We start from the raw sequence: 21,736 nt of genomic DNA, 5'->3' as shown, positions 1-21,736 counted from the left end.
CGTCAGTATGGGAATCTCTTTTTTAGCGTAAAAAACGAGATGAATAAAATTCAGAAAAGATCTAGTGAACACTAATTTTTGTAGAAAATTTTGTATATTAGAGGGCGGACCTTAACATATGAAGGGGAATGAAGACAAAGGGACTAAATCCTACAATAGGGACTTCGTCCGGTCCGCCCTCAAACTAATCTACACCTTTCTAACTAATATACTTTTCCCCGAAGAACTCCTCAAAACCTTACTTAAAGCTAGAGGAACTTACTTGAGTAGGCTTGGGAATGAGGGGAGGAGAGCATTAAAACTCTTGAACAATATTGACGTTGATGATGTTAGAAAGGCATTAAGGGAGATGGGTAAGAAAGTCTTGAGGGAGACTAGGAATAGGAGGGTTGCTATTGACCTCCATTCTCAACCACAGTACCACAAGGATAAGAGTTTGTTGAGTAGGATTAAGCCTAATAAGGGTACTTCTTGGGGTCTCGCTCAAATTGCAATTTTCCTCTTGGGTAGGAAGAGTATTTTCCTTGATGTTTTACCTATAACTGTGAAGAATATTGCTGAGGATTTTAAGATGGTTATGCAAGTTGTTTTGGAGGAGTTGGACAAGTTTGATCTTAGGCTTGTTAGGGTTTATGCTGATAGTGCGGTGAATGAGGTTATTAAGTTTCTCTTGGGTCTTGGCGTGGATTTTGTTATTACCGCTAGGTATCAGATGTACAAGAAGTATGAGGATAAGTTGAGGGATGTTAATATTACTTATTGTGGTGTTAGGTATACTGGTTTTCTTTGTGTTAGGCATGTTAGTGGTGCTTATCTTGTTATTTTGAGGAAGGGGGATGGGATTATAGCTTTTCTTGTTAGTGGTGAGGTTGATGTTAGGACTGCTGTTGTTTTGGCTGAGGATTATAGGGAGAGGTGGGGTGTTGAGAATGCTTTTCGTTCGCTAGAGGAGTTTAGGGTTAGGACTTGTGATGTTAGGAAGGAGTTGGTTCTTATCCTCCTCTGTTATTTTCTTTTGAATGTTTGGTTTTTGGTTCGTTCTTGGAGGAGGGTGAGGTTGTGGGAGTTTTCTCAAGCTCTCGTTGATTTTCTTGTCTTCAAGGAGATGAGGGAAGTTGTTTCACAAGGTTTACCTCAAGTTGGGGAGTTATTTTTCGTGAACTTCAGCTAACTCTATGTACCCCTTTTTAACCACGTGAAATTAATTCAATATTTCATGTTTTTCTAATAAAAATTGATTTAATTATACTCTATATCATAAAATATATGTGGTCTTATTTGAATGGTACTGGTTTTGTTCAATTTTGGCTAATGTTATCATTTATCTCAGAAAAAAGAGATTCCCATACTGACGTGTAGTTATTAACGTGAAAATTGTATCGCTAATATGAGAATCTACTCTAGCTAACTCTATATAGAGATTATCCCTTCTAGTATGATACCTTACAAAATTAAATCAAGGAGACTAAAGCTTTCTTTTGTCACTACACCTTCATTTCAGTTATTATTGAGTGTAGGGAGTCAGCCCTCAAACACTTACTCAACTTAATGGAGTTCATGGTTAGACTAGGACTTATGATGTTAGGAGGCACTAAATGCTATGCCTCTAACGGACTTGACATTTCAATCGCGAGAGTCAGATAAGAGATTTATTCATAATCTCCATAAAATATTTTTAATCTTCAGAGGAAAAGTTAAATCATGCCAAAAGAGTTAACCCCATTAGAAAAATTACAGTTACTCGTTCCAGGTTACAGAGGGTATAAGGTAAAGGACTTAATAAGACAAGATGATTTTCTAGTTAGACAATCTACCATATCTAAGCTAGAAAATGCGATTAATAATATCGCTCAGCAAGAATCTCAAATAGCTTCAATAGAACCTTTTTCTCCTCTTTTAAAGAAAATAGAGTATTTACAGTCTCAGTTGAGATCGATAATTGGACTAATAGGCTCTCAACAAGGTGGTGGCGGAGATGTTTATGCTAGGTATAAAATACAGACTGAACAGCTTGATGAAATATTGAATAATGACTTACAAATGGTAAGTATTGCTAATGATATACTAAACCTTTCAACTTCTACAGAGAACGTCGACATTATACTTTCTATGATAAATAAGTTGAGGGAAGTTATAATAAATAGAAATAAGTTGTTTTTCCCACCAGAGACAAGATAGATAGATTATACTATGTAGAATTTGAAGGTAAGCTTTTCTCTTTTCGATCATAATCTTTTTATATTCATATAGTTAATAATTATTAGATGTGAAATGTCACTTAGAGCACAAGTTATAAGCACAGAATTGGAAAATGGAACTTCTGTAATGACTCAAGACACAATAATTTATCGATTTCCCAAAGAAAATATAACCTCAAAATCAATATTTATTGTTCAACCTACCGAGAGATGTATAGTCGTAATTCAAGGGCAAATTGCAGCAGATCTTCCACCTGGAACTCACAATATTCAATCTCCAGCAAATCCACTTTCAGCATTTCTTTCAAAGTTTAGGTATTCGTCTCTACCTTATGATACTGTAGTCTACTTCGTATCAATGACAAGACATGAAGTTAGAGTTGCCGGAATTAGCCAAACCGATGATTTAGTTCCCTTAGAGTATGAAGTAGCAGTATATTTCAGAGTTCAAAATCCTTCCCTTCTAGTGACTAACGTACAATTCGGTTCGCAGTATTTTAAAGATGCTGATTTAGCTGGTTATATTAATCCAATAATAGACCAAGAGGTGAGCCAAGTTCTTAATAATGTAAAGCTTGTCGACGTGTATAAGAAATTTTCCGATATATCGACAGCAGTAACTGCAGGGCTAAAGACTTTCCTCAGTGAAATAGGGATAGACTTAATTTCTGTTAGAGTTACAAAGCTTATACCACAAGATCCAGAATTAAGGAGGATATTACAGTTAAGGGATTTAGGAATAGAAATAAATGACAAAACGCGGGGCAAGCCTCGCCTTTTAAGGCGGGGTAAAGTTTTTAATCTTAGCTTAAAACTATTAATAAAGTGCGGGGAAGCCCACAAAGGTGGGCATACTGAAGATATGTGTCCCCGCACAGAACTACATATCCCCGAGTCCCCAAGAGCCAAGAGCAGAGGGCAACTCTTGGTGAGGGATAGGGGTAATGGGCTGAAGACCCAGCCTGTGGTCTACCGCTGGACGAACGGAGCGGGGTGGGTGCTTTACGCACCCACTAGCTATGAAGTTGTGAGGATGAAGGTGGTAAACCACAAACCTATGAACCGCCCTAAGGGAACCCTCGCCCTTTAGGGCGGGGAAGAGGTCAGGCAATAAGATTAGGTTTAGCAAGAATTTTAGCAGAGAGAAATGACCCTTCAAGCGTTAATATGGCATTAGGCACTCCATACTTCCCTCAATTGTCTACAATAGTAATAGGAGGATATTATCTCCCATTTGGAGCACCACCAACGCATACTACCCCACCAGCTCACAGTGAATCTCCTGGAACACCTACTGGAACTCCATCCCCACCTCAAGTTCAAACTATTCAATCTGTACTTAAGGCTGTATTTGGGGGTGGTGGGTAATAAACAGTAGGGAATTAAGCTGGAATATCGCTGCTGGGATAGGTTATTCCTTCATTTTAACGATATTGATGGGAATCGCATATGTTATTGTAAAGGTTTTTTATCCACCGACTTCATTCAGCATTGTACCTATAGTCTCATTAATAGAATCTCCAGCACTGGGCGTTATTCAATTAATATTATTAGGGTTAATGGTAGCTTTTACATACCCCGTTAGAACTAGAGTAGCTGGGGAGTCACTAATAGTTGTAAGAAAATTAGCTATAATTGCAGCTGTGGGTTATTTAGTGTTTTCACTTTTACCAGTGGCTTTTAGAGTACCTTACATACAGACTTATATAGGATTAGTAATTGCAGCTGATGTTTTAAATGGGGTTTTAGCTGGGGTTGTTAGTAGTATAGTTTAATCTTCTTTTTATTGCTCATTCTTCAATTTATGCATAGTAGATTCCTTCATAATTTTATACTGTGCACAGTTTAAATAAAACAATAAGTCTTCTAATTATACATATTTAGAAGATCTGTTGTGGAATTAAAAGTAAGGATAAGTTACGCCACGGATAAACACATATAGTAGTTTAAGGAAATTCTCTCACCATAAAAAATTATAATATTTGCTCATTAACTAATAAATACTTTGAATTTACTTCCTTACTTTATTTCGTTAATCACAAGGAATTTTCATTTAATAAGACAATATATCTTACATTTATTTAACGTAACGTAAAAATGTAAAGATTTTCCTATAAGTGCTAACACATATTCTATTAATGTTTTTAACATAGTATTAAGCGACGAATCAACAGAGGTCTAAAACAGCTATAGTTAAATTCTGCTTTTGAGAAATGAATATAACATGAGGGAGATTTTCAAGGTTAGTGAGATCAGAAGGTTGATTAGGAGAGGTAAGGCATTAATAGGAGGTCTACCTTTTAGCGGGAAGACTACTCTCATTAAAGAGGCCTGTGAAGATTATTGTGAGGAAAGAGGGGTACAATTTATCGAATTACCTAAGAAGTTTAATAATATAGATGAGTTAAACCAATGGAAGGAGAAGATTAAAGGAGTAGGTAAGGCTATTATAGAGGGAAGAAGCTATATAATAGATCTTTTGCTAGGTAAAGTATCTTTAGCTGATAAACCTTCCCTTCAGTCATTAAACCTGGATTTAAGAGGAAATATAGTGAGTATGAAAAGTTTAGATGCTATTGAAAAGATCTATTATAACGGTATAAGGGATGATAGTGCTGTTTCGAAAATTTTGATGTACTCGACAGTCACTATGTCTGATTATTACACTGTTATACCCAGGCTAGTTGACGAGGGTATTGAGCTGTATAAGCAAGGCAAACTTAACAAGATCTTAGAGCTTGTTTTGGGATTAAAGAGGCTTTATTACTCTTTCCCTAAGGGGGATGTAAGTGGGGAGGACAGTGTAATATATGCTTTAGAAAAAGTTATACCAAAGGACATAGACTTTAAGACGACATGGAGTGAGTTGAGCGAGACTTGGAAGGAACTGACATATTATAGATTAGATTCTGCTCTTAGGCTTTTACCTGGTTCTGCAGAAAGAATAGTTAGCCAGAGAGAGATAAGACCCATGGGAGATAAGGTAAACTTAGTTGATGTGGACCCGTTTTTTGTAAGTTTGGCTGAAGAGGGAATGTCAATACTCCTTAACGGTAATAATCTTTGTATTGTTGGTCCTATACGTTCCGGTAAGTCTACTTTAGCAAACTACGTCCATTCCATGGCTAATTTAGGGGATGTTGAGGTTGTAGACTATAACAATTACGACTTACTTAAGTTGAAGGAGAAGCTGTCTTCTGAAAATAAAAGGTTTATTGCAGTACTAACAGAGGATATCCTTTATGCCTTGCCCTTAGAATGTGCCTTTATATTTTCGGATACTTATGTTAAAGATTTTATCGACTATTTATATCTAAAGAACAATAAAATACGCAGGAGGAAATATAACATTAACATACCACATTACTACTATTACCTCTATAAACTGAAATATAATATGAGTTATCGAAAAATCGAAGATGAGTATAGGTCAGATATGACCAAATACGTCATAAGTACGATTTTCGGAAACAATAACGAATTAATCAACAATTATCTCCCTCTTCTTGTTCTAGGTCATAAGTATCTGCCTTTTCCTCCGAAGGTAAGCAAGATAATATTAAGGTATTTTAATAAGCAAGTAGACGAGACTTTTATTACGTGGTTTTCAGTATTTGATTTCCACGATTATGAAATAGGAGAAAGCGAGGAAATAGAGAGTAAGGAGACCGAGGTCATTGAAAAAACAAGGGAAGAGCTCATTAAAGAAGTTAAGGAGAAAAAACTTGAAAATGACTTACTAAAAGTATTTTTCCACAGGCTAATTTCTGATGAGGCTCTTCCTAATATTAAGATAGAGGACTTTGTAGAGACTGCACAAGGTTCTTACTCTCCCATTACGCAATATATACTCTACAACCCAGATATTATAGAAGAGTTAAATTGGGATTTGGGCGAAAAGCTAAGCGAGGTATGTAATTCGTTAAGGAGTATTGAAGACATAATTGGTGACGAAGAGAGTGAAATCGGTGTAGAAAAATTAGCTAAAGGTAAAATTCCTTATCGATTAAAGAAGAAAATCATAGAGTTTTATGAATCTAACGTAAATAATTATCAGAATATTTATAGAATCCTATCATCTAAAAACGTTAATATAGGGTGTTTGAGGAAAGCATCTAAGATATTAAAATTGTACATAGTAAACGCGGAAGACTTAGAAGTATTTCCATGGTTTGAAGATAAATTATATAATGCTATAATAAAGACAAAAGATGAAGAGTTAATACGAGATTACGCAAAAATGAGTTTTAAATATTTTGCCCGCTATAACACAGTTATTAATAAGGAGCATCTGGAATGGATTGAAGAAATTTCAGATTACGCAAAATTAGCTGTTACACCTATAATTAGACCTTATGAAGTACTGTCCGATGAAATATCGGTAGATGATATAAAAGATCCAGTAGAAGTTTATGCAACGTTACTTTCACTTATCTATCTAGGAATATATGGAGCAGAGCCCAAAATGCCATACACCTTAGTCAAATATTATTCATATATAGATCCTCTATATGAAAAATTTGTTAACTACATAAAAAATATAGATGAGCAAAGTCTATCGATTATATTTGACATTGTATATGATGCACAACTAGATAATAAAAACCATATATTTGACTTCATAACTCAAAATGTGCAAGCATATGGTTTCGGTACGGGCATTATAATGTTTGTTGATTACGATTCAGAAAGTGAGTTTGAAGAAGCTTTAGAGTACATAGATTCACTCGTTCAACCTACTTATATAACTTTAACTAGAAAAAAGGAAATGAGAGACGAAGAATTAGAATCATTGTTTGAGATATATATTGTGAAGTTGGCTCGTGTACTCCTTGCCTCAAGGTATGAGTATAAGTCTGTATTACAAGATATTATAGAGTTATACTCTAAGGCTAAAAACATTAAGGATAAGGAATTAGAAGAAAGGATACGATTAGCGTATCTCATATCAAAGCTGATATTATATAAGGAAGTTGAGAAAACAATACCAAAGTTACCTGAAGCGATTCTTTACAAGACATCCTTAGCATTAATAAGTGGTGAAGAGGAAAAAAGGGAGTTCCTCAAGGAAGTAGAGGCTATTAGAATAGGAGGCAAACCCATAATAGAAAAGCTAGAATATGCACTAGAGAAATTAGTTCCTATTCACCATTTGATACCAGTACTTAAAGCATACTTCTACTTAAAAGGAGAGAGAACAAAGATATTGAAAATGGACGAATATTTAAAAAACAAAATAAGAGGGATACCAATGTTCATATCAAACAAAATATTTAATGAAATCGATGCCAAGGAAAATAAAAACAAGTTTGCCGCATCACTTATACTTTTCATATAATTTTTTAAATGAAGCAATAGAGACCAAATTTGATCATTATGTTTAATTTCAAAATAGTTTTTAAAAGAACTTTTCCAATGCGGTGTAGCGAAAAACATGAATTTAGAAATGAATAATATGGTCAGAGTTAAAAAAAGACCTATTGATTCTAGATTTCAAACAGTTGTTCATAATCATACCCATTAACTTCGTAAACAAATATTATAGATGTAAGGAGATACGCTAGTAATATTATAGGATTTCCTAGCTTTTCAGATAAATCATAAAAGTCTTTCAGTCTATTTAGATTTCTGCTCTCCCTTCTACTAGGTTTATTGGGCAACTTTATGCTATACCAACCCAAATTTTCAATTTCTTTCTTTATATAGTCCCAATCTATCCCCTCTGTCTGCATTCTTTTGCAGTCCTTCAATACGTCATTAACAAACTGTTTGGGCCTATTAATGGAGTTCATAAGGAATGGCAAATGATTAACAGCTTCACTTAGGGTCAGCTTTGAAGTCCTTAACGCCCAATGAGTATATCTCAGTGCTCTGATCAAAAATGCAGTATGTTTAAATGTAAAGACGTTAGTAATCTCTGGTACAGTTTTTGTTTTTAAGGTAAATTTTCCGCAGATTTTTTCTACTATAGATAATATGAAGTACTCCCTAATCTCATACATCTGAAGTATCCTAATCTCGTAAGGATCTATAGCAATCTCACCGAATTTTATCCCTAACCTGGGCTTACTCTTAGTAAAGAAGACTAAAGGGTCATAGAGACCTATTTCTTCTTCATTAGGCCTAATAGTAACATATACTTTCACTCCTAAATATTCAGACTCAAATTCTTTATCCCTAACCGAGTTAAACTTCCTTAGCAGACCTAGTAAATCATGTGTCTTTAAAATCCAATATATTGGTGACTCTAGTTTTTTATCGTCTTTAACTACCTCTTTTTCCTCCCTCGACAACTGAGTTTTATCAATTTTTAGCTTATCAACTTCTTCAAGTGAGCTCTTCAGCTTACCGTTATTAAGATAGTCATCAAATAATCTGTGTGCTAAATAGGAGAAATAGAAAATATCGTCTTTATTTTTCAACTCTTCTAATCCCTTTACTTCTTCTGCATATTTCTCATATAGAGATTTTAAAGGTTCTTCAGTAGGTGCTTGGGACAGTATTTCAGCGGCTATTAATATATTACTGAAAAATTTTTGAAAATTTTTAACGTTTACTTCTCCTTCAATAATCATGTTAAAAATTGCTAATGCCATAGTTGTGCTTTAGACTTAGAGTATTTTATACTTTATTATAACGTACGGTTAAACCTCATTGAACTTCATAAATCCCCCTCTTGGAAAATTCTAAGATAACGAGTTTGGCATAATTGCTAAAATATTTCTACAACTCTGATTGGTTTCAAGAGAAAGCTAGGGATTTTACAAAATCAACCTTAAAAAAGTCAGATAATGAGTCGTGTCTTTTAACCCTCCAAAGGAAATCCCGATTTCATAATATACTAAGTTAGCCTTTATACACTCCTTTAAGAGATCTATCGATTTATCCTTAAGCCTTTGGATTAATCTGATAATTGCCGACATATCTAAAACGTATTTCACTTTCTCTATCCTCTCTAATAAGTTTCACAACATCTCTTACAGTCAGATTTAATTCTTCGGCTATCCTCCTAGAAGACTTTCTAGCCTCTTCCTCTTCTTTCTTCACTATTTCATCATCCAAAGTTTTTCTTAACACTTCAGAGATATTAATCATACTTTCTTGCTTTTTCAACTATTTCCTTTCTGACCTTAGTTGAGATCGTAACCCATTCTCTGACCTCTTCCCCGCCCTAAAGGGCGAGGGTTCCCTTAGGGCGGTTCATAGGTTTGTGGTTTACCACCTTCATCCTCACAACTTCATAGCTAGTGGGTGCGTAAAGCACCCACCCCGCTCCGTTCATCCAGCGGTAGACCACGGGCTGGGTCTTCAGCCCATTACCCCTATCCCTCACCAAGAGTTGCCCTCTGCTCTTGGCTCTTGGGGACTCGGGGATATGTAGTTCTGTGCGGGGACACATATCTTCAGTATGCCCACCTTTGTGGGCTTCCCCGCACTTTATTAATAGTTTTAAGCTAAGATTAAAAACTTTACCCCGCTTTAAAAGGCGAGGCTTGCCCCGCGTTTTGTCATATTAATTACCTACTATTATGTGGCAAAAAATTTTGTTACAACAATCTAAATAAAGATGACTTTACCATGATAAATTGAACGGAAAGTATAAAACACGTGAGAGCGTTCAATGTGTAATTAACGTAATTTACTTTATTAATAAAATTTTCATATGAAAAATAAGTATCACAGACTCAACTGGCATAGTAATACTTAATTGAGGTTACACCTAGATTATACTTTGTGTTGAACTCTATATTATAGAACATACTAGAAAAGCTTTCTTAGCCTTTATTATCGAAAATTACGGAATTATTTGTAACTACATTTAATAAATTGATTTTATATTATCATGCTCTTCATAATTAAGTGAGTTTAATTCTAGGTAAACATGTTTTATAACTTTTTACTTTGTATAGTTATTCACATTAATTACACATTGGACGCTCTCTCGTCTAAACTTGCGTTTATGGACTTGAAATATGCTTTCCCCATGAATCTGTAAATTTCTCTTTCAGCTTGTTAACAGTACCTGTCAGTCCGTCTTAAGTACATAAATGGTAAATAGCTATCTTTCCCTACTCAACTGCTTAATTATTTCTCCGTCTTCTCTATCCTTCTCCTCCCGTAATAATTGTGGGTTGTGCTATATCCTCTTTGTAACTCTCCTCTAAAAGTTTGAGCTCTCTTTCCCTTCTACGAAAAGTGGTACTATACTTATAATAATTTGAGCACCATCTATTAAGTTATATTGAATAAAAAATTACAAAGAATTCGCAGAAAACGAAAAAGGAGTGAATAAGTTAGTAAACGAAGCAGTAAGATAATAATTTACCACATAGAAAATAAAGGTTTAATATCTTAGAAAATGCAGAAATCCTTAAAAAGTGCACTAATTATACTCGAAAATGATTAAAGAATAGCAATTCCCTCCAATTAAGCTTTCTCACCCCTTAACCTACGCTATAACTTTTAAAATGGTTTTAACATTTAAATTTTCGACTATCAATTTGCGGATTATAATTAAAGTGAAATAATACAGCTAAGATAACATAAAACTTTAGCAGAAAGTTTTTAGCTTCACCAGAATCATAAAGGTAAAAATTCTCAGCTACTAAGGAGGGGAAAATTTAACAAAGCAGTAAAATTCATTATACATTAAATAATTATACACTCAGATTTATAATTCAAATTGTTAAGGTCATGAAGTTTATCTTAACTATTTATCTCACCGGGCTTAATTATCTTAATACCTAAGGAATTAGCTATAGCTATAACCCTTTCCTCATTCTTATCATCTATAAAAGGAGTAACTACAATAACCTCAGAAACCTTTTTACCCTTTAACTTCTCATACAACTCCCTCTTCCTACTTATCTGGATTAACTCGCCCCTCTTCAATGAGGCGGTCAACTCAACTAAAATAACCTTACCATCACTCAAAACAACATCAATCTCGACTTCAGAGGGATAACCATAAACAAAACCATCTTTATCGAAAATAATCTCTCTATCGACTTTCCAACCGGCATTGGACAATAACTCTATGATACCTTGCCTAAAAACATCTTCAGCAACAATACCCCATCTAGCACCTAAGGCGCTAATCCATACCTCTAACTTCTTAATATCCTTTTTAGTTGCCATGTCCTTAATATCATCCTTTGTTGCCATTACTTTCTTTATTTCCTCCAACTCTTGTTTTGTTGCCAAACTCTTCAAATCGTCCTTTGTTGCCATGTTTTTGATGTCCTCTTTTGTTGCCATTACTTTCTTTATTTCCTCCAACTCTTGTTTAGTAGCTAAGTTCTTCAGATCCTCTTTTGTTGCCATGTCCTTAATATCATCCTTTGTTGCCATTACTTTCTTTATTTCCTCCAACTCTTGTTTTGTTGCCATGTTTTTCCTTATTTCTTCTATTTCCTGCCTCAACGTAGTTTTTAATTCCTCTAAATCTTGCTTTGTGGCTAAATTCTGCCAAGGCATAAGCTTTGCTAAGACTTGATAGAGAATTTCAGGCTTAGATGCCAGTACATCTGCTAAGATAGAGGGGTTCTCCATTAAGACCTTTTTGATCTCATTAGCTAATGACATATCTAAGTATATCTCGAATTAATAGAATAAAAAACCTTGCTATTGGGTAATTGGGAGATTCGCAGCTCCTTTGCAAATTCATTTTATTTTTTCATTTTGAAGTTAAAAAATTTATTGTACATTTGCAATTGGAGCGACCAAGGAGTTTGTACCGCGGACTTAATGGGGGTAATGGCATATAATCAACTATTTCTTCATAGAATTATTCCAATTCTATGAGAATATTACAATTCGCAAAAGAACCGTGAATCCCTCTGGGTAATTCAAGCTTCTTTATAATTTCATTTTATGATTAAATATTTGATTTCACATCAGCAATGGGACTAAAGGGTTATATTGTAACAAACTAAATCAACTTACGCTATGTAATACAATTACCTCTTTGTAGAATTATATAATCTTTTTCTTAGTAAGTGTTAAGGGGCATGATATCTGAATAGTAGTTTAAGGAAATTCCCTCACCATAAAAAATTATAATATTTGCTCATTAACTAATAAATACTTTGAATTTACTTCCTTACTTTATTTCGTTAATCACAAGGAATTTTCAGTTAATAAGACAATATATCTTACATTTGTTTAACGTAACGTAAAAATGTAACGATTTTCCTATAAGTGCTATCTGAAAATTACAAAATAAATATTGTTGATACAATTATCTAGTTAACTTAAATTAAATCAAAACAAGTCTTTTTACTCCTTTGTAATTCCTACGGTTGCAAAACCAAGTTTATTAGAAGGGCTTAGCTTGTAGTGCCTATTATGGATAATGACTATACTAGTCCTAGAGAATACTACAATTAAACCCTTAAATCACCTCAACAAGAATAAATATGAGGCTACAGTAACTACACAAAATCTAGTTGCTTCTTTAGTACATCTCTCAAGTCAGAAGGTATTATCGCTACCTTATAATTTTTACCATTTATATTCATTTTTCCTACAAACACTAGGCAATAAAATCTTAAAATACCCAAAGGAGTCTTAGGTTCATGGTGAAAGTACGAAGTGTCATCTAAGAACTTCTTAGACAGCTTGCCATATTTCACTACACCTCCCTCCTTTAGAATTAGTCTTAGTATCTCTATAGCCTCCTCTGGTAATTTTTCTAATATTTTATCTAGGTTTTTTGTATAGAATTCAGTTATTGCATCTATTTTTTCTTTCTTAACTCTTCCCTTAATGTTTAAGGTATCACATATCTGATCTATCCACTGTGCGGGATATTTAGAGAGACATTGCTTTAACGTTGTCTTATCCGTCACATTTAAGTCCTCTATAGCCTTTAACTTTGTACTGTCTACCATTTCTAAAGCCTTATCCACATATGTAGGCATTATAAGACCATTTTCATCTACCAAGGGGATGTACTCTACTACACCAACTAAGTAGTATTTTCCATTATAGCTCATAATATGGCATGCGATCGTGTGAGTGTTTTTGATCTTTTGTTGGGTTTCCCATTCTTGCTTTCCTACTTCCACTACAAATTCACCTATACTGTTATAAAGTTTTACATAGTATCTATCGTTTATTCTCTGAAATCCCCTAATGCTGAAGTTCCCTGATATTATCTTCATGCTTTTGACTTTATCTAATGCCTCTTTATCGAATTTTTGTAAGACTTCTTCAAAAATCGTCTTATCTGTTTCACGGTTTCTGTAGAATAGCCCGTACCACAGTGTAAAATCTATTTGGAATAAAGCGGGATCAGGATAAACTTTCAAAGGGAAATCGGAACTAGAAAATTCCTTAAAAATTTCTTCAATCTTATTCTGTTGCATCTTAGACAACTCTTCATCAGCTCTTTCAAGAACTTCTAGGATAACTTCTTTTAGTGATTTCACATAAGAATTTTGTTACGAGAATTTAAAAGCCTTTATTCCTCTAATTTGTGGCGTAACTTCTTTTTAATTTCATGCGAAGCTTATGTGATCCACGAGAGAGCGTCCAATGTGTAATTAACGTGAATAACTAAATAAAGTAAAAAGTTATAAAACATGTTTACCTAGAATTAAATTCACTTAATTACGACAAGTATGATAATACAAAATCAGTTTTTTAAAGTGACTGCAAATAATCTCGTAATTTTCAGTAATCAAAGTTAAAAGAACTTTCCTAGAGTGGTTTTTGATTAAGAATTCAACTCATGATATAATATAGATGCAATTCTCTTAGATATTATTCTATCAGTTGTGTTCTATAATTCTTGTTTTTTCCTATGAAAATTTTGTTAATAAAGTAAATTATATTAATTACGAATTAGACGCCGTCTCGTAATAAACATCCTTAATATAAAGCTGTGAAGCCTTTTATGCAAGAAATGCTTTCCAGTTAGAATAATTAGTGCTTTTTGCTATATTAAGTGCACTCATTATCCTCTTCTTTTTTACGTAATTTCAGCTCAAAACTAATAGAAAACCGAAGGGCTATTAAACTTACATTTGATTTCATCACTTTACATGAATAATTTTATGCATAATATAAAATTTCATGGAAACAACAAAAATATCTCATTTTCATAGAATAGGAAGTAACAAAGCGAATGATCCAAGACTTATTTGAGGAGATAAACGAAGCTTTTATGCCTACTCTCTAACATAATATAGATGAGTTCATACGAAAAAGCCTCTTTACTCTGTAGAAGGGCATTAAGTTACTTAAAAGTTGCTAAAGACGTATTCCATGAAGGACTTTATGATGTTGCCGCTACGAACTGTCAAATTTCTGCTGAACTATTAATAAAATCAACTTATTTATTTCTCGGTTTCGTATATCCAGAAACCCATAACATTAGGAAGCTTTTAAGTGAATTGGCTAACTTAACTAAACTAGAAGAGATAGGCAGATTAGTTAAGGAAAAGAGAAAGGAGCTCAACTTAGTAGAACTTAGCAGATTTGAGGGCCAATATTCCCCAATAGATGTTGATTCTGATTTAGCCTCAGATTGTTTAGATACAGTAGAAAACATAATTTTACCTCTAGTGAAGAAAATATGGGGTGAGAAGTGGTGCGAGGGCTAGATTACATAAAATATCTAGAAAGTAACTGGAAGAAGATTGCGGAAAAAGTAAAGTTAGCTGCTGAGAAATTGGGAAGAGTTGATAAGGTAGTAGTATTTGGATCGGTAATTAAGGGCAAAATCACGGGTAGTAGTGATTTAGATATAGCAGTATTTTATGACGAGAAACTAACAGATAGGGAGAAGATTAGGAGGGCTCTGGAAATACTTAACGGAATAGATGAGGAAATAGTTGTAATAAATGTTCAAGTACTTATGAAGAACGAAGAGGATTTCTTTTTAAAGTTCATCAAAGAGTACGTAGAAATATAATACGAATATTCCTACGACATTACGAAAATTGGGATAAAGTGTAATGATATTAATGGCACTCTTCCTCAGCTCTATTAGGGAGCTTAAGGAAACTGTTATAGGGATAACACTCATTTTCCTTTTTCTCTTAAGGGGGCTAAATGGATGAGAGCTTCCTTCTTTTGAAATACTCCATAGTACTAGTCTCATAAGAGAAAAGTAATTTTGGTTTTGTAGTGTGGATAATATCCAAAATGTACTAGTCTCATAAGAGAAAAGTAATCTTAAAATTTACACACTAATTTGAAGAAAATATCCAAAAAACTAAAATTTTAGCTTCCTCATCAAGATTATCGAGATTAAAAGCTGTATGTCACTTACATTCTTAAAAACACTTACTCATTTTGAAGACCTTATACCCCAATAATAGAAAATTAATGAAGCTATCGCTGTAACAGCAGAAGCCTCATAAAAGTTTAGTATTGCTAAAGCCCCATTATCACCTATGAAGGTCATTAAAGTCAAGAAGCCTATATAAGCAATATACCATATGGAATTCCAAAAGTCTTCTTTTACCTTGTAAACTACCGAGAAAACTATGCAAGCTATAAGTAGCAATAGAACTGCATAAGGTACTGATGGCCAACCGCTCCAATATATTATTAAAGATGCGAAAATAAATGCCAGTGCAGAGATTATATTAGACCCAGCTATCATTGGCTTCATCTTACCTTTAGATATTAACGCTTGCATTGCAACTGGATTTGCAGAGAAACCTATATAACCTGCTACTACGGAATCGCTTATTAAACCGTATATTGTTGGAAGAGGTGCCGCAATATAGGCAACAACTGCTCCTACTATAACAAATACTATTAACGCCCAAAGTGGGATGGAATATTTATTTAATTCCTGGATTTTTTCAGAAACATATTTAGATCTACTAATAGCAAATAGAACTCTCATACCCCCACCTTGATAAATATAACCAGTGACAAAAGGACCAATGATTCCTATAATTCCGGTTAATACTAGCAAGGAAATTACTCCTCTGGTACCAGCAATGTCAATAAACGGATTTCCCGGGAGATTACTCAAAGCCGCCCAATTTCCTGGAGAAATTCCTAAACCTTTCCAATCTAATGCGGCTATAAATGCAATAGCAAATGCAACATAAATCGCAGTTTGTCCTAGTACAGTATAAATTATGGCTTTTCCCAACACACTATGATCTTTAGTCTCTTCTGCATAATCTGGTATTACCCCTATTCCGCCAAATGCAAACATCGCTAATGGAATTGCACTGAATATTCCCGCAAAACCGAAGGGAGCAAATCCTCCATATGCTGTAAAATTACTGAAATGAAAGAAATAAATTAAAAAACCTAAAAGTACGGCCAAGTATAGCAAGAGCTTTATGCTTCCGAACCAAGTTGTGGACATACCAAAAAATCTCACGCTATAATAATTAAACGGTATAAAGAGTAGCATAATTAAAACTCCTATTATAGCTCCTAAGAGTGTAGGAAAACCATTACTGTTAATCAAAACAATCTTGTAATTACTAGTGAAATAATTTAACCCTTCTACTACTGCTAAAGCCTCGATAGGTGGAATAAACAAATACCAAATCAGATCAGAAAAGGCATTTATTAAATTAGTGATTCTTCCGTGAGAATATAATGGGTACCTAGAAGGTCCTCCAGCTTCTGGATAATAAGACGCAAGTTGAACATAAGTAAGGCCTATAAATAAATAAAATATACCTCCAAGGAGCCAAGATATTACAATTGCTGGACCAGCCAATGCTGCCATTCCAGCAGAGCTAAATAGTACTCCGGTTCCTACGGCACCCGCTATACCAATAATTACTAAATTTAATAAGCTAAGTTCCTTTCTTAAGTAATTTGTTTTTTTCTCCATAAAATATCTAAGAATACTCTTTGTTAAAAATTTTTCGTTATTTCAGTAAATGGGGAAATTCACGGTTCTTTTGCAAATTTACTTTATTTTTGAAATCAAAAAATTGATTATTCATTATCGAGTGTTCCCAAGGGTTATTCAAGTTGTTTTTGCGAAATGTAATATTCTCTAAGGAGAGTATAAACTCTGTGGCAAAATAATTGGGTTAGCAGATTCACGGACTCAGTGTGAATTATAATTTTATATATATAAATTAGTACAATTTAGTGTATAAATAATACAGTATAGATTAAATATTCTATGTAATTTAGATAATAACCACACTACTATATGCCTTTTCAACATAGTACGCTGTTCTGTCTCGAATTATAATATTCTCCTTCAAATTAATATAATTGAATGAATAAATAACGCAAAGAGTTAAATTATTCTTTATTATATAGCCCATTTAATTATATGTTATTATTGATTCTCCACATTAATTTAGTAGTTAATAATACAAACGTAAACCACAATGAAAAACTGATAGCTTCAATTCATAATTAGGGTATAAATTAATTGAGATCTTTATAAAGAGTAGATGCAAAGATAAGGTTTTGTATATCTTAATGCATAGATATAAATACCCTAGTGGCGACACTATCACTTCGATTACACATTTATTTTCATCTTTTATTAATATAACATATGGAAGAATTGATAAAGAAGGTTGAAGAGAAGGGAATTAATGTTGAAGATGTACTCTTAGACGCATTATCAAAGGTAGACCCTGAGGAAAGCATAAGACTAAGAGTTCAGTTGGTGGGACCGTTCTCAAACAGTCATCAAATTCAATAATTGTTTGTAAAAATATTATGATATTCATAAAAATATTTTTTCTAATGTGGCTCACTGAGAAGAGCTAGAAGTGTAAAGAGTAAAAATTGTTTTAGGAAAAATTTATGTGCAAGGGTCATGAGGTTATATGGAGGTTACAAGGTGGACCTCGTAACCCTTGCACAACTTTTGGTTCTGAGGAATTTAAGCCAAGAAAACACGGTTTAGAAGACCTTGCTTACGCAATAGCAGCATACCTACTAGGAGTACAAGTCACCAAGCTGGGAATACCACCATCAACACCAAACTAAAAAACTCGGAGTAAAGAGGAGAATAGAAGAAAAACCACCATGCCCTATATAGGTTAAGAATAGGCTAAGGAGGGATTTGGTGCTTCTGGGTTATAGTGATAGTTTGTCTAAGAGGAATTTGAAGGAGGTTTTGAAGGGTGGGGATAGTGTTGTTCTGGCTAAGATTAGGTTTCTTTTGGAGGAGTTGGAGAGGCTTGAGGGTGGGAGATTGAGGAGAAGCTTAAAGAGGTTGTTCCCAAGGATAGTTTGGTTTTCACTATTCCGGGTATTGGTAGGACGCTGGGTTATATAATTTTGGCTAAGGGTTGGAGGCGTTTTTCTGATAAGAAGAGTTGCTTATTGTGGTCTTGATCAGGTTGTTGAGTCTAGGGGTGTTGTTTCAAGGGGTATTTCTAGGTGATGCTGTTTTGAGGAGGGCTTTTTATCTTGCAGCTTTAACTGCTATTAGGGTTAACCTTGTTATCAAGCGTTTTTGTGAGGAGCACAAGGGAAGGTTGAGGGGTAAGAAGTTGATTATTGCTTGTGCTAGGCTGTTATTACTTGGACTGTACTGTATTATAATAAGCCCTTTGATGCTGACGAGTTATAAGGAGAGTCTTGTTTTTCATAAGTAGTTGGGACTATGCTTGATTTTTGATGGAAAGATTTTTATACCGGAAGCTCCACACTCATGGAGAGATATAAAAGATTTTTAAGTACATTAAAAACGATTATTATGAGGAATTAGGTGGAGATGTAATTTGGAGAATTTTAAATTGTTATTTGCATTTAATGGTGACCTTTATAATATCAGGTTTGAAGGGCATGAGAGCGAAGGAGATAGAATAAGATTTTTTGAAGAATTCAAGTCATATTAAGTTTGTGATATAAGGTTAGCTAATGCTTTGTCAATTTTCTCGTAAATTTCCTTAATTTCAACCTTGGGGAAATAAGTAATTACAGCTTTTTCTGTCTCTTTAATAACAGTGGTTAAATCCTTCAACACATCTTCCTTTCTACTGTATTTACTGAATCCAGGTTCAAAGCCGTTATATTGATATTCATGTAAGTCTAAAGCGTAGTTAACTAATTGTATTACATCAATGCCAATTTCTTTCAACATCTGAGCTAAAGCATACATACTATGTGTGGGGACTGTGTGAGCCTTTTTCTTTATCCATTCCCTCTCTTTATCGTCCTTAGCTAGACTCAGCAATTTTTCCTCGTTAACTACAATTAACGCGCTAAGTAGTGCTTTTACTGCACTAAAAGCTTTTCCAGCTGAGTTCCTAGTATACCCGTCCTTCCATAAAGCAATAGAGAGTAAAAGGTCTGATAAACACTCAATTACTCTTGCTTCAACATAATCCTCATCCACTTTATAAAGGTCTTTTTCCATAGTTATTACTCTTTAAATTTCCTTAATAAATGCAACTTATGTAATAGGGAATAAGAGGCAGTAAGCTATACGTTTAGTTATAAGGTAAAACGGTCTGTAGATAGAATTTTTATTCAAAACTAACAATAGATTTATACTCTCTGAGGTTTTAAGGGGTGAGGCTCTTCTCTTATTAGGGTTTCCGTGCTAATTTAAAGGCTTATTCTTTTCTTTTAAACTAAGTACACAATCTAAGCAAAAATATTTATTTTCCTTCCGCTAATTTTTACTTGATGTTTTCTGTTAATCTTACAGCTATTAGCTATCTAGGCTTAACGGGTCTTATTATAAACGTAATGGTAGGTAGTTTAACTTTCTTGTTTTATAAAGTGATGGAGCCTGAGCGTAAAAAGGGAATGTTCCTAATCGGTATAGGACAGATGGTCGCTTATGACGGGGAAAGCGCACTAGGGATTTACGTTTGTCATTACGCTCTTAGGAAAGAAGTACCTCTCCCTATATTGATAGGATTTGCTATTGAGTCGGCTCTAATTTTCACGCTTTTAGGCCTATACATAGCTGGAAGAATATTATTGTCTACAATGAGGAAGAGGGTCTTAGGGCTGATAGTCTCTATTCTTTGGATTCCGTTAACAATATTTGCTGTATTATGAGCTGTATTAACTCTTGTCTAACATGGTTAATGTTTATGAGTGTGTAATGGGAAGAGAAACACACACTAGTTCCATAAGAATTAAATCCGTTAGACTGGCTAATAATTCTAAATTGAAAGTCCACCTTTTTACTTGTGGAGCGTTTGTCAATCGTTTTGTCATTGTTTCCCTTTTAACTTTGACCGAGTACTGTCTTAATATCTGCGAAGGAGTAAGATAATTAATTTTAATTTATAATGTTAACGAGTGTGGACGACAATATTTTTAATTTGATATAAATTATATAAAGTTTAAATTTAGTTTCAATTTATCGTTAGATTTCTTTACTGATAATAAAGGATATTACAATTTTAATCTATATTTGAATTTTTACTGTATAATTAAAGTGTTTAAAAGGAAGAGGGATTTAAGGTAATGATAGTGTCGCCATTATGGTATAAATTTATTAATTAATGAGAATCTCTATAAGGAGAAGATACTAAGAAAAAGTTTTATATATCCTAATGTGAATCTAGAAATTTAAATACCCTAGTGACGACACTATGTCCGCACTCATGTTAACAGCTGATAACGGTATTAGCAAGGTATACTTTGTATTCTCAGACGCAATGGCTATTAGCATTTGCTGTGAAAAAGATTTTACATCTTTAAACATAAAATGATTTTTTACAACACTAGTGTTTTCAGAAAAATTATAGCCTTAAACTAAGGATATATCACTAAATCCAAGAACTTTTCCAAAACATTGACTTTACGATAATATTATCAAAGTCGATATGACGGAGAATCGAAAAATTAATATTAGGATTACATATTGTGTAGTGAGGTCAATGGTTTCAAATGAAGCCAATGATCTTATGATTAAAGCTCAAAGGTATATGGAGCTTGCTAAATTAGCTTTGGAAAAAGGTTTTTACTCTGAGGTATGTTTCCTTTCAAGTTTAGCTGCAGAGCTTTATATTAAGGGGGTTAGTTTAGCTATTACCGGGGGTTTTCCAACTGTTCACGATTTGAGAGAGATACTGAATTACATAAGGATTAATAGGAAGAGTGAGAGCACGATAATAGACGAATTTATTAGGGAGAATAGAGAAGAGTTGAGATTATTAAGCAATGAGTACTTAGTTTCTAGGTATAATCTTGGTTACACCTATGTTAAAGAAGATGCTGAGGATTGTTTGAATATACTTTTGAAGGTGATTAATTTTGGAAATAAGCTTCTTCAATGAGTTAGCTGAGAAATTGAGACCTATATTTGGTAAAGTAGCCATTATTTTACATGGCAGTAGGATTAAAGGTAATTATTATCCTGCTAGTGATTTAGATGTTTTGATAATAACTGAGAAGTGTTTTGGAAGAAAAGGGTTAGAGATACCTTATTCCTTCGGTGAAGAATTAAACGGGATTAAACTTGACTATCAAGTGGTCTGTTACGAGAATAAAGATTATTGGATTGTGAGAAATGTCCTTTCCTCACCTAACGTTATATTAGTCGATGATTTTAATGAGTTTAAGAACAAACTTGTAGTCCAAAAATAAGAATTGGCTGAATCTGTTAG

17 protein-coding genes and 4 pseudogenes are annotated in these 21,736 nt (G+C 33.8%); 14 read left to right on the top strand and 7 right to left on the bottom strand.

Translation table 11 applies throughout. The annotated features are described in order from the left end of the window. Positions 1 to 118: 118 nt before the first annotated feature. The 6 genes from STK_RS09905 to STK_RS15735 all read left to right on the top strand — a co-directional run bounded on the left by STK_RS09905 (position 119) and on the right by STK_RS15735 (position 7,536). A complete protein-coding gene (locus tag STK_RS09905; RefSeq protein WP_010979835.1) occupies positions 119 to 1,171 on the top strand; it encodes an ISH3 family transposase in 1,053 nt (350 codons plus the stop codon). A gap of 530 nt (positions 1,172 to 1,701) precedes the next feature. Beyond that, positions 1,702 to 2,178 carry a hypothetical protein gene (locus STK_RS09900; protein ID WP_010979834.1) on the top strand — a complete coding sequence of 159 codons (477 nt, stop codon included), beginning with the start codon at positions 1,702 to 1,704 and terminating at the stop codon, positions 2,176 to 2,178. Positions 2,179 to 2,271: 93 nt separating this feature from the next. Beyond that, on the top strand, positions 2,272 to 3,288 hold the full coding sequence (locus STK_RS09895) for an SPFH domain-containing protein (protein ID WP_010979833.1): 1,017 nt from the start codon (positions 2,272 to 2,274) through the stop codon (positions 3,286 to 3,288). A gap of 77 nt (positions 3,289 to 3,365) precedes the next feature. Further along, positions 3,366 to 3,566, top strand: a complete 201-nt coding sequence (locus tag STK_RS09890) for a hypothetical protein (RefSeq protein ID WP_052846649.1) — start codon at positions 3,366 to 3,368, stop codon at positions 3,564 to 3,566. Between the two features lie 68 nt (positions 3,567 to 3,634). Then, positions 3,635 to 3,973, top strand: coding sequence for a hypothetical protein (locus STK_RS09885; RefSeq protein ID WP_010979832.1), 339 nt, complete (start codon positions 3,635 to 3,637; stop codon positions 3,971 to 3,973). 431 nt (positions 3,974 to 4,404) lie between these two features. Further along, on the top strand, positions 4,405 to 7,536 hold the full coding sequence (locus STK_RS15735; protein WP_232616467.1) for a hypothetical protein: 3,132 nt from the start codon (positions 4,405 to 4,407) through the stop codon (positions 7,534 to 7,536). Between the two features lie 148 nt (positions 7,537 to 7,684). Here STK_RS15735 and STK_RS09875 read toward each other — a convergent pair whose 3' ends face one another. The 5 genes and pseudogenes from STK_RS09875 to STK_RS09860 all read right to left on the bottom strand — a co-directional run bounded on the left by STK_RS09875 (position 7,685) and on the right by STK_RS09860 (position 13,630). Next, positions 7,685 to 8,794, bottom strand: a complete 1,110-nt coding sequence (locus STK_RS09875; protein ID WP_010979830.1) for a hypothetical protein — start codon at positions 8,792 to 8,794, stop codon at positions 7,685 to 7,687. A gap of 292 nt (positions 8,795 to 9,086) precedes the next feature. Next, positions 9,087 to 9,311, bottom strand: a complete 225-nt coding sequence (locus STK_RS09870; protein ID WP_232616466.1) for a VapB-type antitoxin — start codon at positions 9,309 to 9,311, stop codon at positions 9,087 to 9,089. Between the two features lie 58 nt (positions 9,312 to 9,369). Further along, a pseudogene (locus STK_RS15350) lies at positions 9,370 to 9,633 on the bottom strand (hypothetical protein); the annotation flags it as partial. A 1,271-nt stretch (positions 9,634 to 10,904) separates the two neighbouring features. Then, positions 10,905 to 11,783 (bottom strand): PD-(D/E)XK nuclease family protein, encoded by an 879-nt coding sequence (locus tag STK_RS09865; RefSeq protein WP_010979827.1) that lies wholly within the window; start codon positions 11,781 to 11,783, stop codon positions 10,905 to 10,907. An 848-nt stretch (positions 11,784 to 12,631) separates the two neighbouring features. After that, positions 12,632 to 13,630 carry a hypothetical protein gene (locus STK_RS09860; RefSeq protein WP_010979826.1) on the bottom strand — a complete coding sequence of 333 codons (999 nt, stop codon included), beginning with the start codon at positions 13,628 to 13,630 and terminating at the stop codon, positions 12,632 to 12,634. A 762-nt stretch (positions 13,631 to 14,392) separates the two neighbouring features. Between STK_RS09860 and STK_RS09855 the strand changes: the two genes are divergently transcribed. Both STK_RS09855 and STK_RS09850 read left to right on the top strand, forming a co-directional pair. After that, on the top strand, positions 14,393 to 14,806 hold the full coding sequence (locus STK_RS09855) for a HEPN domain-containing protein (RefSeq protein WP_010979825.1): 414 nt from the start codon (positions 14,393 to 14,395) through the stop codon (positions 14,804 to 14,806). Next, on the top strand, positions 14,794 to 15,117 hold the full coding sequence (locus STK_RS09850) for a nucleotidyltransferase domain-containing protein (RefSeq protein ID WP_232616464.1): 324 nt from the start codon (positions 14,794 to 14,796) through the stop codon (positions 15,115 to 15,117). Before STK_RS09855 ends, STK_RS09850 begins: the two co-directional genes overlap by 13 nt. Positions 15,118 to 15,495: 378 nt before the next feature. Here the strand turns inward: STK_RS09850 and STK_RS09840 are convergent, their stop codons facing one another. Then, the gene (locus STK_RS09840) at positions 15,496 to 17,019 is read right to left on the bottom strand and encodes an APC family permease (protein ID WP_010979823.1); all 1,524 of its coding nucleotides are present in this window, start codon (positions 17,017 to 17,019) and stop codon (positions 15,496 to 15,498) included. Between the two features lie 687 nt (positions 17,020 to 17,706). Here STK_RS09840 and STK_RS15345 point away from each other — a divergent pair. The 3 pseudogenes from STK_RS15345 to STK_RS09825 form a co-directional block, all read left to right on the top strand. Next, positions 17,707 to 17,820, top strand: a pseudogene (locus tag STK_RS15345) (superfamily I DNA and RNA helicase and helicaseubunit); the annotation flags it as partial. Positions 17,821 to 17,973: 153 nt separating this feature from the next. Next, positions 17,974 to 18,192: pseudogene (locus STK_RS09835) on the top strand (IS1 family transposase); the annotation flags it as partial. 6 nt (positions 18,193 to 18,198) lie between these two features. After that, positions 18,199 to 18,735 (top strand): annotated as a pseudogene (locus STK_RS09825) (transposase); the annotation flags it as partial. Between the two features lie 264 nt (positions 18,736 to 18,999). On the opposite strand, the gene STK_RS09820 reads toward STK_RS09825, so the two are convergent. Beyond that, entirely contained in the window at positions 19,000 to 19,524 is a 525-nt protein-coding gene (locus tag STK_RS09820; protein ID WP_010979822.1) for a PaREP1 family protein, read from the bottom strand. A 272-nt stretch (positions 19,525 to 19,796) separates the two neighbouring features. Between STK_RS09820 and STK_RS09815 the strand changes: the two genes are divergently transcribed. The 3 genes from STK_RS09815 (at position 19,797) to STK_RS09805 (ending at position 21,716) form a co-directional block, all read left to right on the top strand. Continuing rightward, on the top strand, positions 19,797 to 20,177 hold the full coding sequence (locus STK_RS09815) for a hypothetical protein (RefSeq protein ID WP_010979821.1): 381 nt from the start codon (positions 19,797 to 19,799) through the stop codon (positions 20,175 to 20,177). 830 nt (positions 20,178 to 21,007) lie between these two features. After that, positions 21,008 to 21,406, top strand: coding sequence for a HEPN domain-containing protein (locus STK_RS09810; RefSeq protein WP_198429679.1), 399 nt, complete (start codon positions 21,008 to 21,010; stop codon positions 21,404 to 21,406). After that, on the top strand, positions 21,384 to 21,716 hold the full coding sequence (locus STK_RS09805; protein ID WP_052846644.1) for a nucleotidyltransferase domain-containing protein: 333 nt from the start codon (positions 21,384 to 21,386) through the stop codon (positions 21,714 to 21,716). Before STK_RS09810 ends, STK_RS09805 begins: the two co-directional genes overlap by 23 nt. Positions 21,717 to 21,736 lie beyond the last annotated feature (20 nt).

It is taken from the genome of Sulfurisphaera tokodaii str. 7, from assembly GCF_000011205.1.
Classification (GTDB): Archaea; Thermoproteota; Thermoprotei_A; order Sulfolobales; family Sulfolobaceae; genus Sulfurisphaera; species Sulfurisphaera tokodaii.
The sequence above is the reverse complement of the archived record's forward strand: the minus strand, read 5'-3'. Positions and strand labels throughout refer to the sequence as shown.

What these genes read in the sequence shown, in the direction of transcription:
- STK_RS09855 (WP_010979825.1), top strand. Translation starts at nt 14,393, where the DNA reads ATGAGTTCATACGAAAAAGCCTCTTTACTCTGTAGAAGGGCATTAAGT.
- STK_RS09815 (WP_010979821.1), top strand. Translation starts at nt 19,797, where the DNA reads ATGTTTTCTGTTAATCTTACAGCTATTAGCTATCTAGGCTTAACGGGT.
- STK_RS09865 (WP_010979827.1), bottom strand. Translation starts at nt 11,783, where the DNA reads ATGTCATTAGCTAATGAGATCAAAAAGGTCTTAATGGAGAACCCCTCT.
- STK_RS09820 (WP_010979822.1), bottom strand. Translation starts at nt 19,524, where the DNA reads ATGGAAAAAGACCTTTATAAAGTGGATGAGGATTATGTTGAAGCAAGA.
- STK_RS09885 (WP_010979832.1), top strand. Translation starts at nt 3,635, where the DNA reads ATGGGAATCGCATATGTTATTGTAAAGGTTTTTTATCCACCGACTTCA.
- STK_RS09900 (WP_010979834.1), top strand. Translation starts at nt 1,702, where the DNA reads ATGCCAAAAGAGTTAACCCCATTAGAAAAATTACAGTTACTCGTTCCA.
- STK_RS09875 (WP_010979830.1), bottom strand. Translation starts at nt 8,794, where the DNA reads ATGGCATTAGCAATTTTTAACATGATTATTGAAGGAGAAGTAAACGTT.
- STK_RS09890 (WP_052846649.1), top strand. Translation starts at nt 3,366, where the DNA reads ATGGCATTAGGCACTCCATACTTCCCTCAATTGTCTACAATAGTAATA.
- STK_RS09895 (WP_010979833.1), top strand. Translation starts at nt 2,272, where the DNA reads ATGTCACTTAGAGCACAAGTTATAAGCACAGAATTGGAAAATGGAACT.
- STK_RS09840 (WP_010979823.1), bottom strand. Translation starts at nt 17,019, where the DNA reads ATGGAGAAAAAAACAAATTACTTAAGAAAGGAACTTAGCTTATTAAAT.
- STK_RS09810 (WP_198429679.1), top strand. Translation starts at nt 21,008, where the DNA reads ATGGTTTCAAATGAAGCCAATGATCTTATGATTAAAGCTCAAAGGTAT.
- STK_RS09905 (WP_010979835.1), top strand. Translation starts at nt 119, where the DNA reads ATGAAGGGGAATGAAGACAAAGGGACTAAATCCTACAATAGGGACTTC.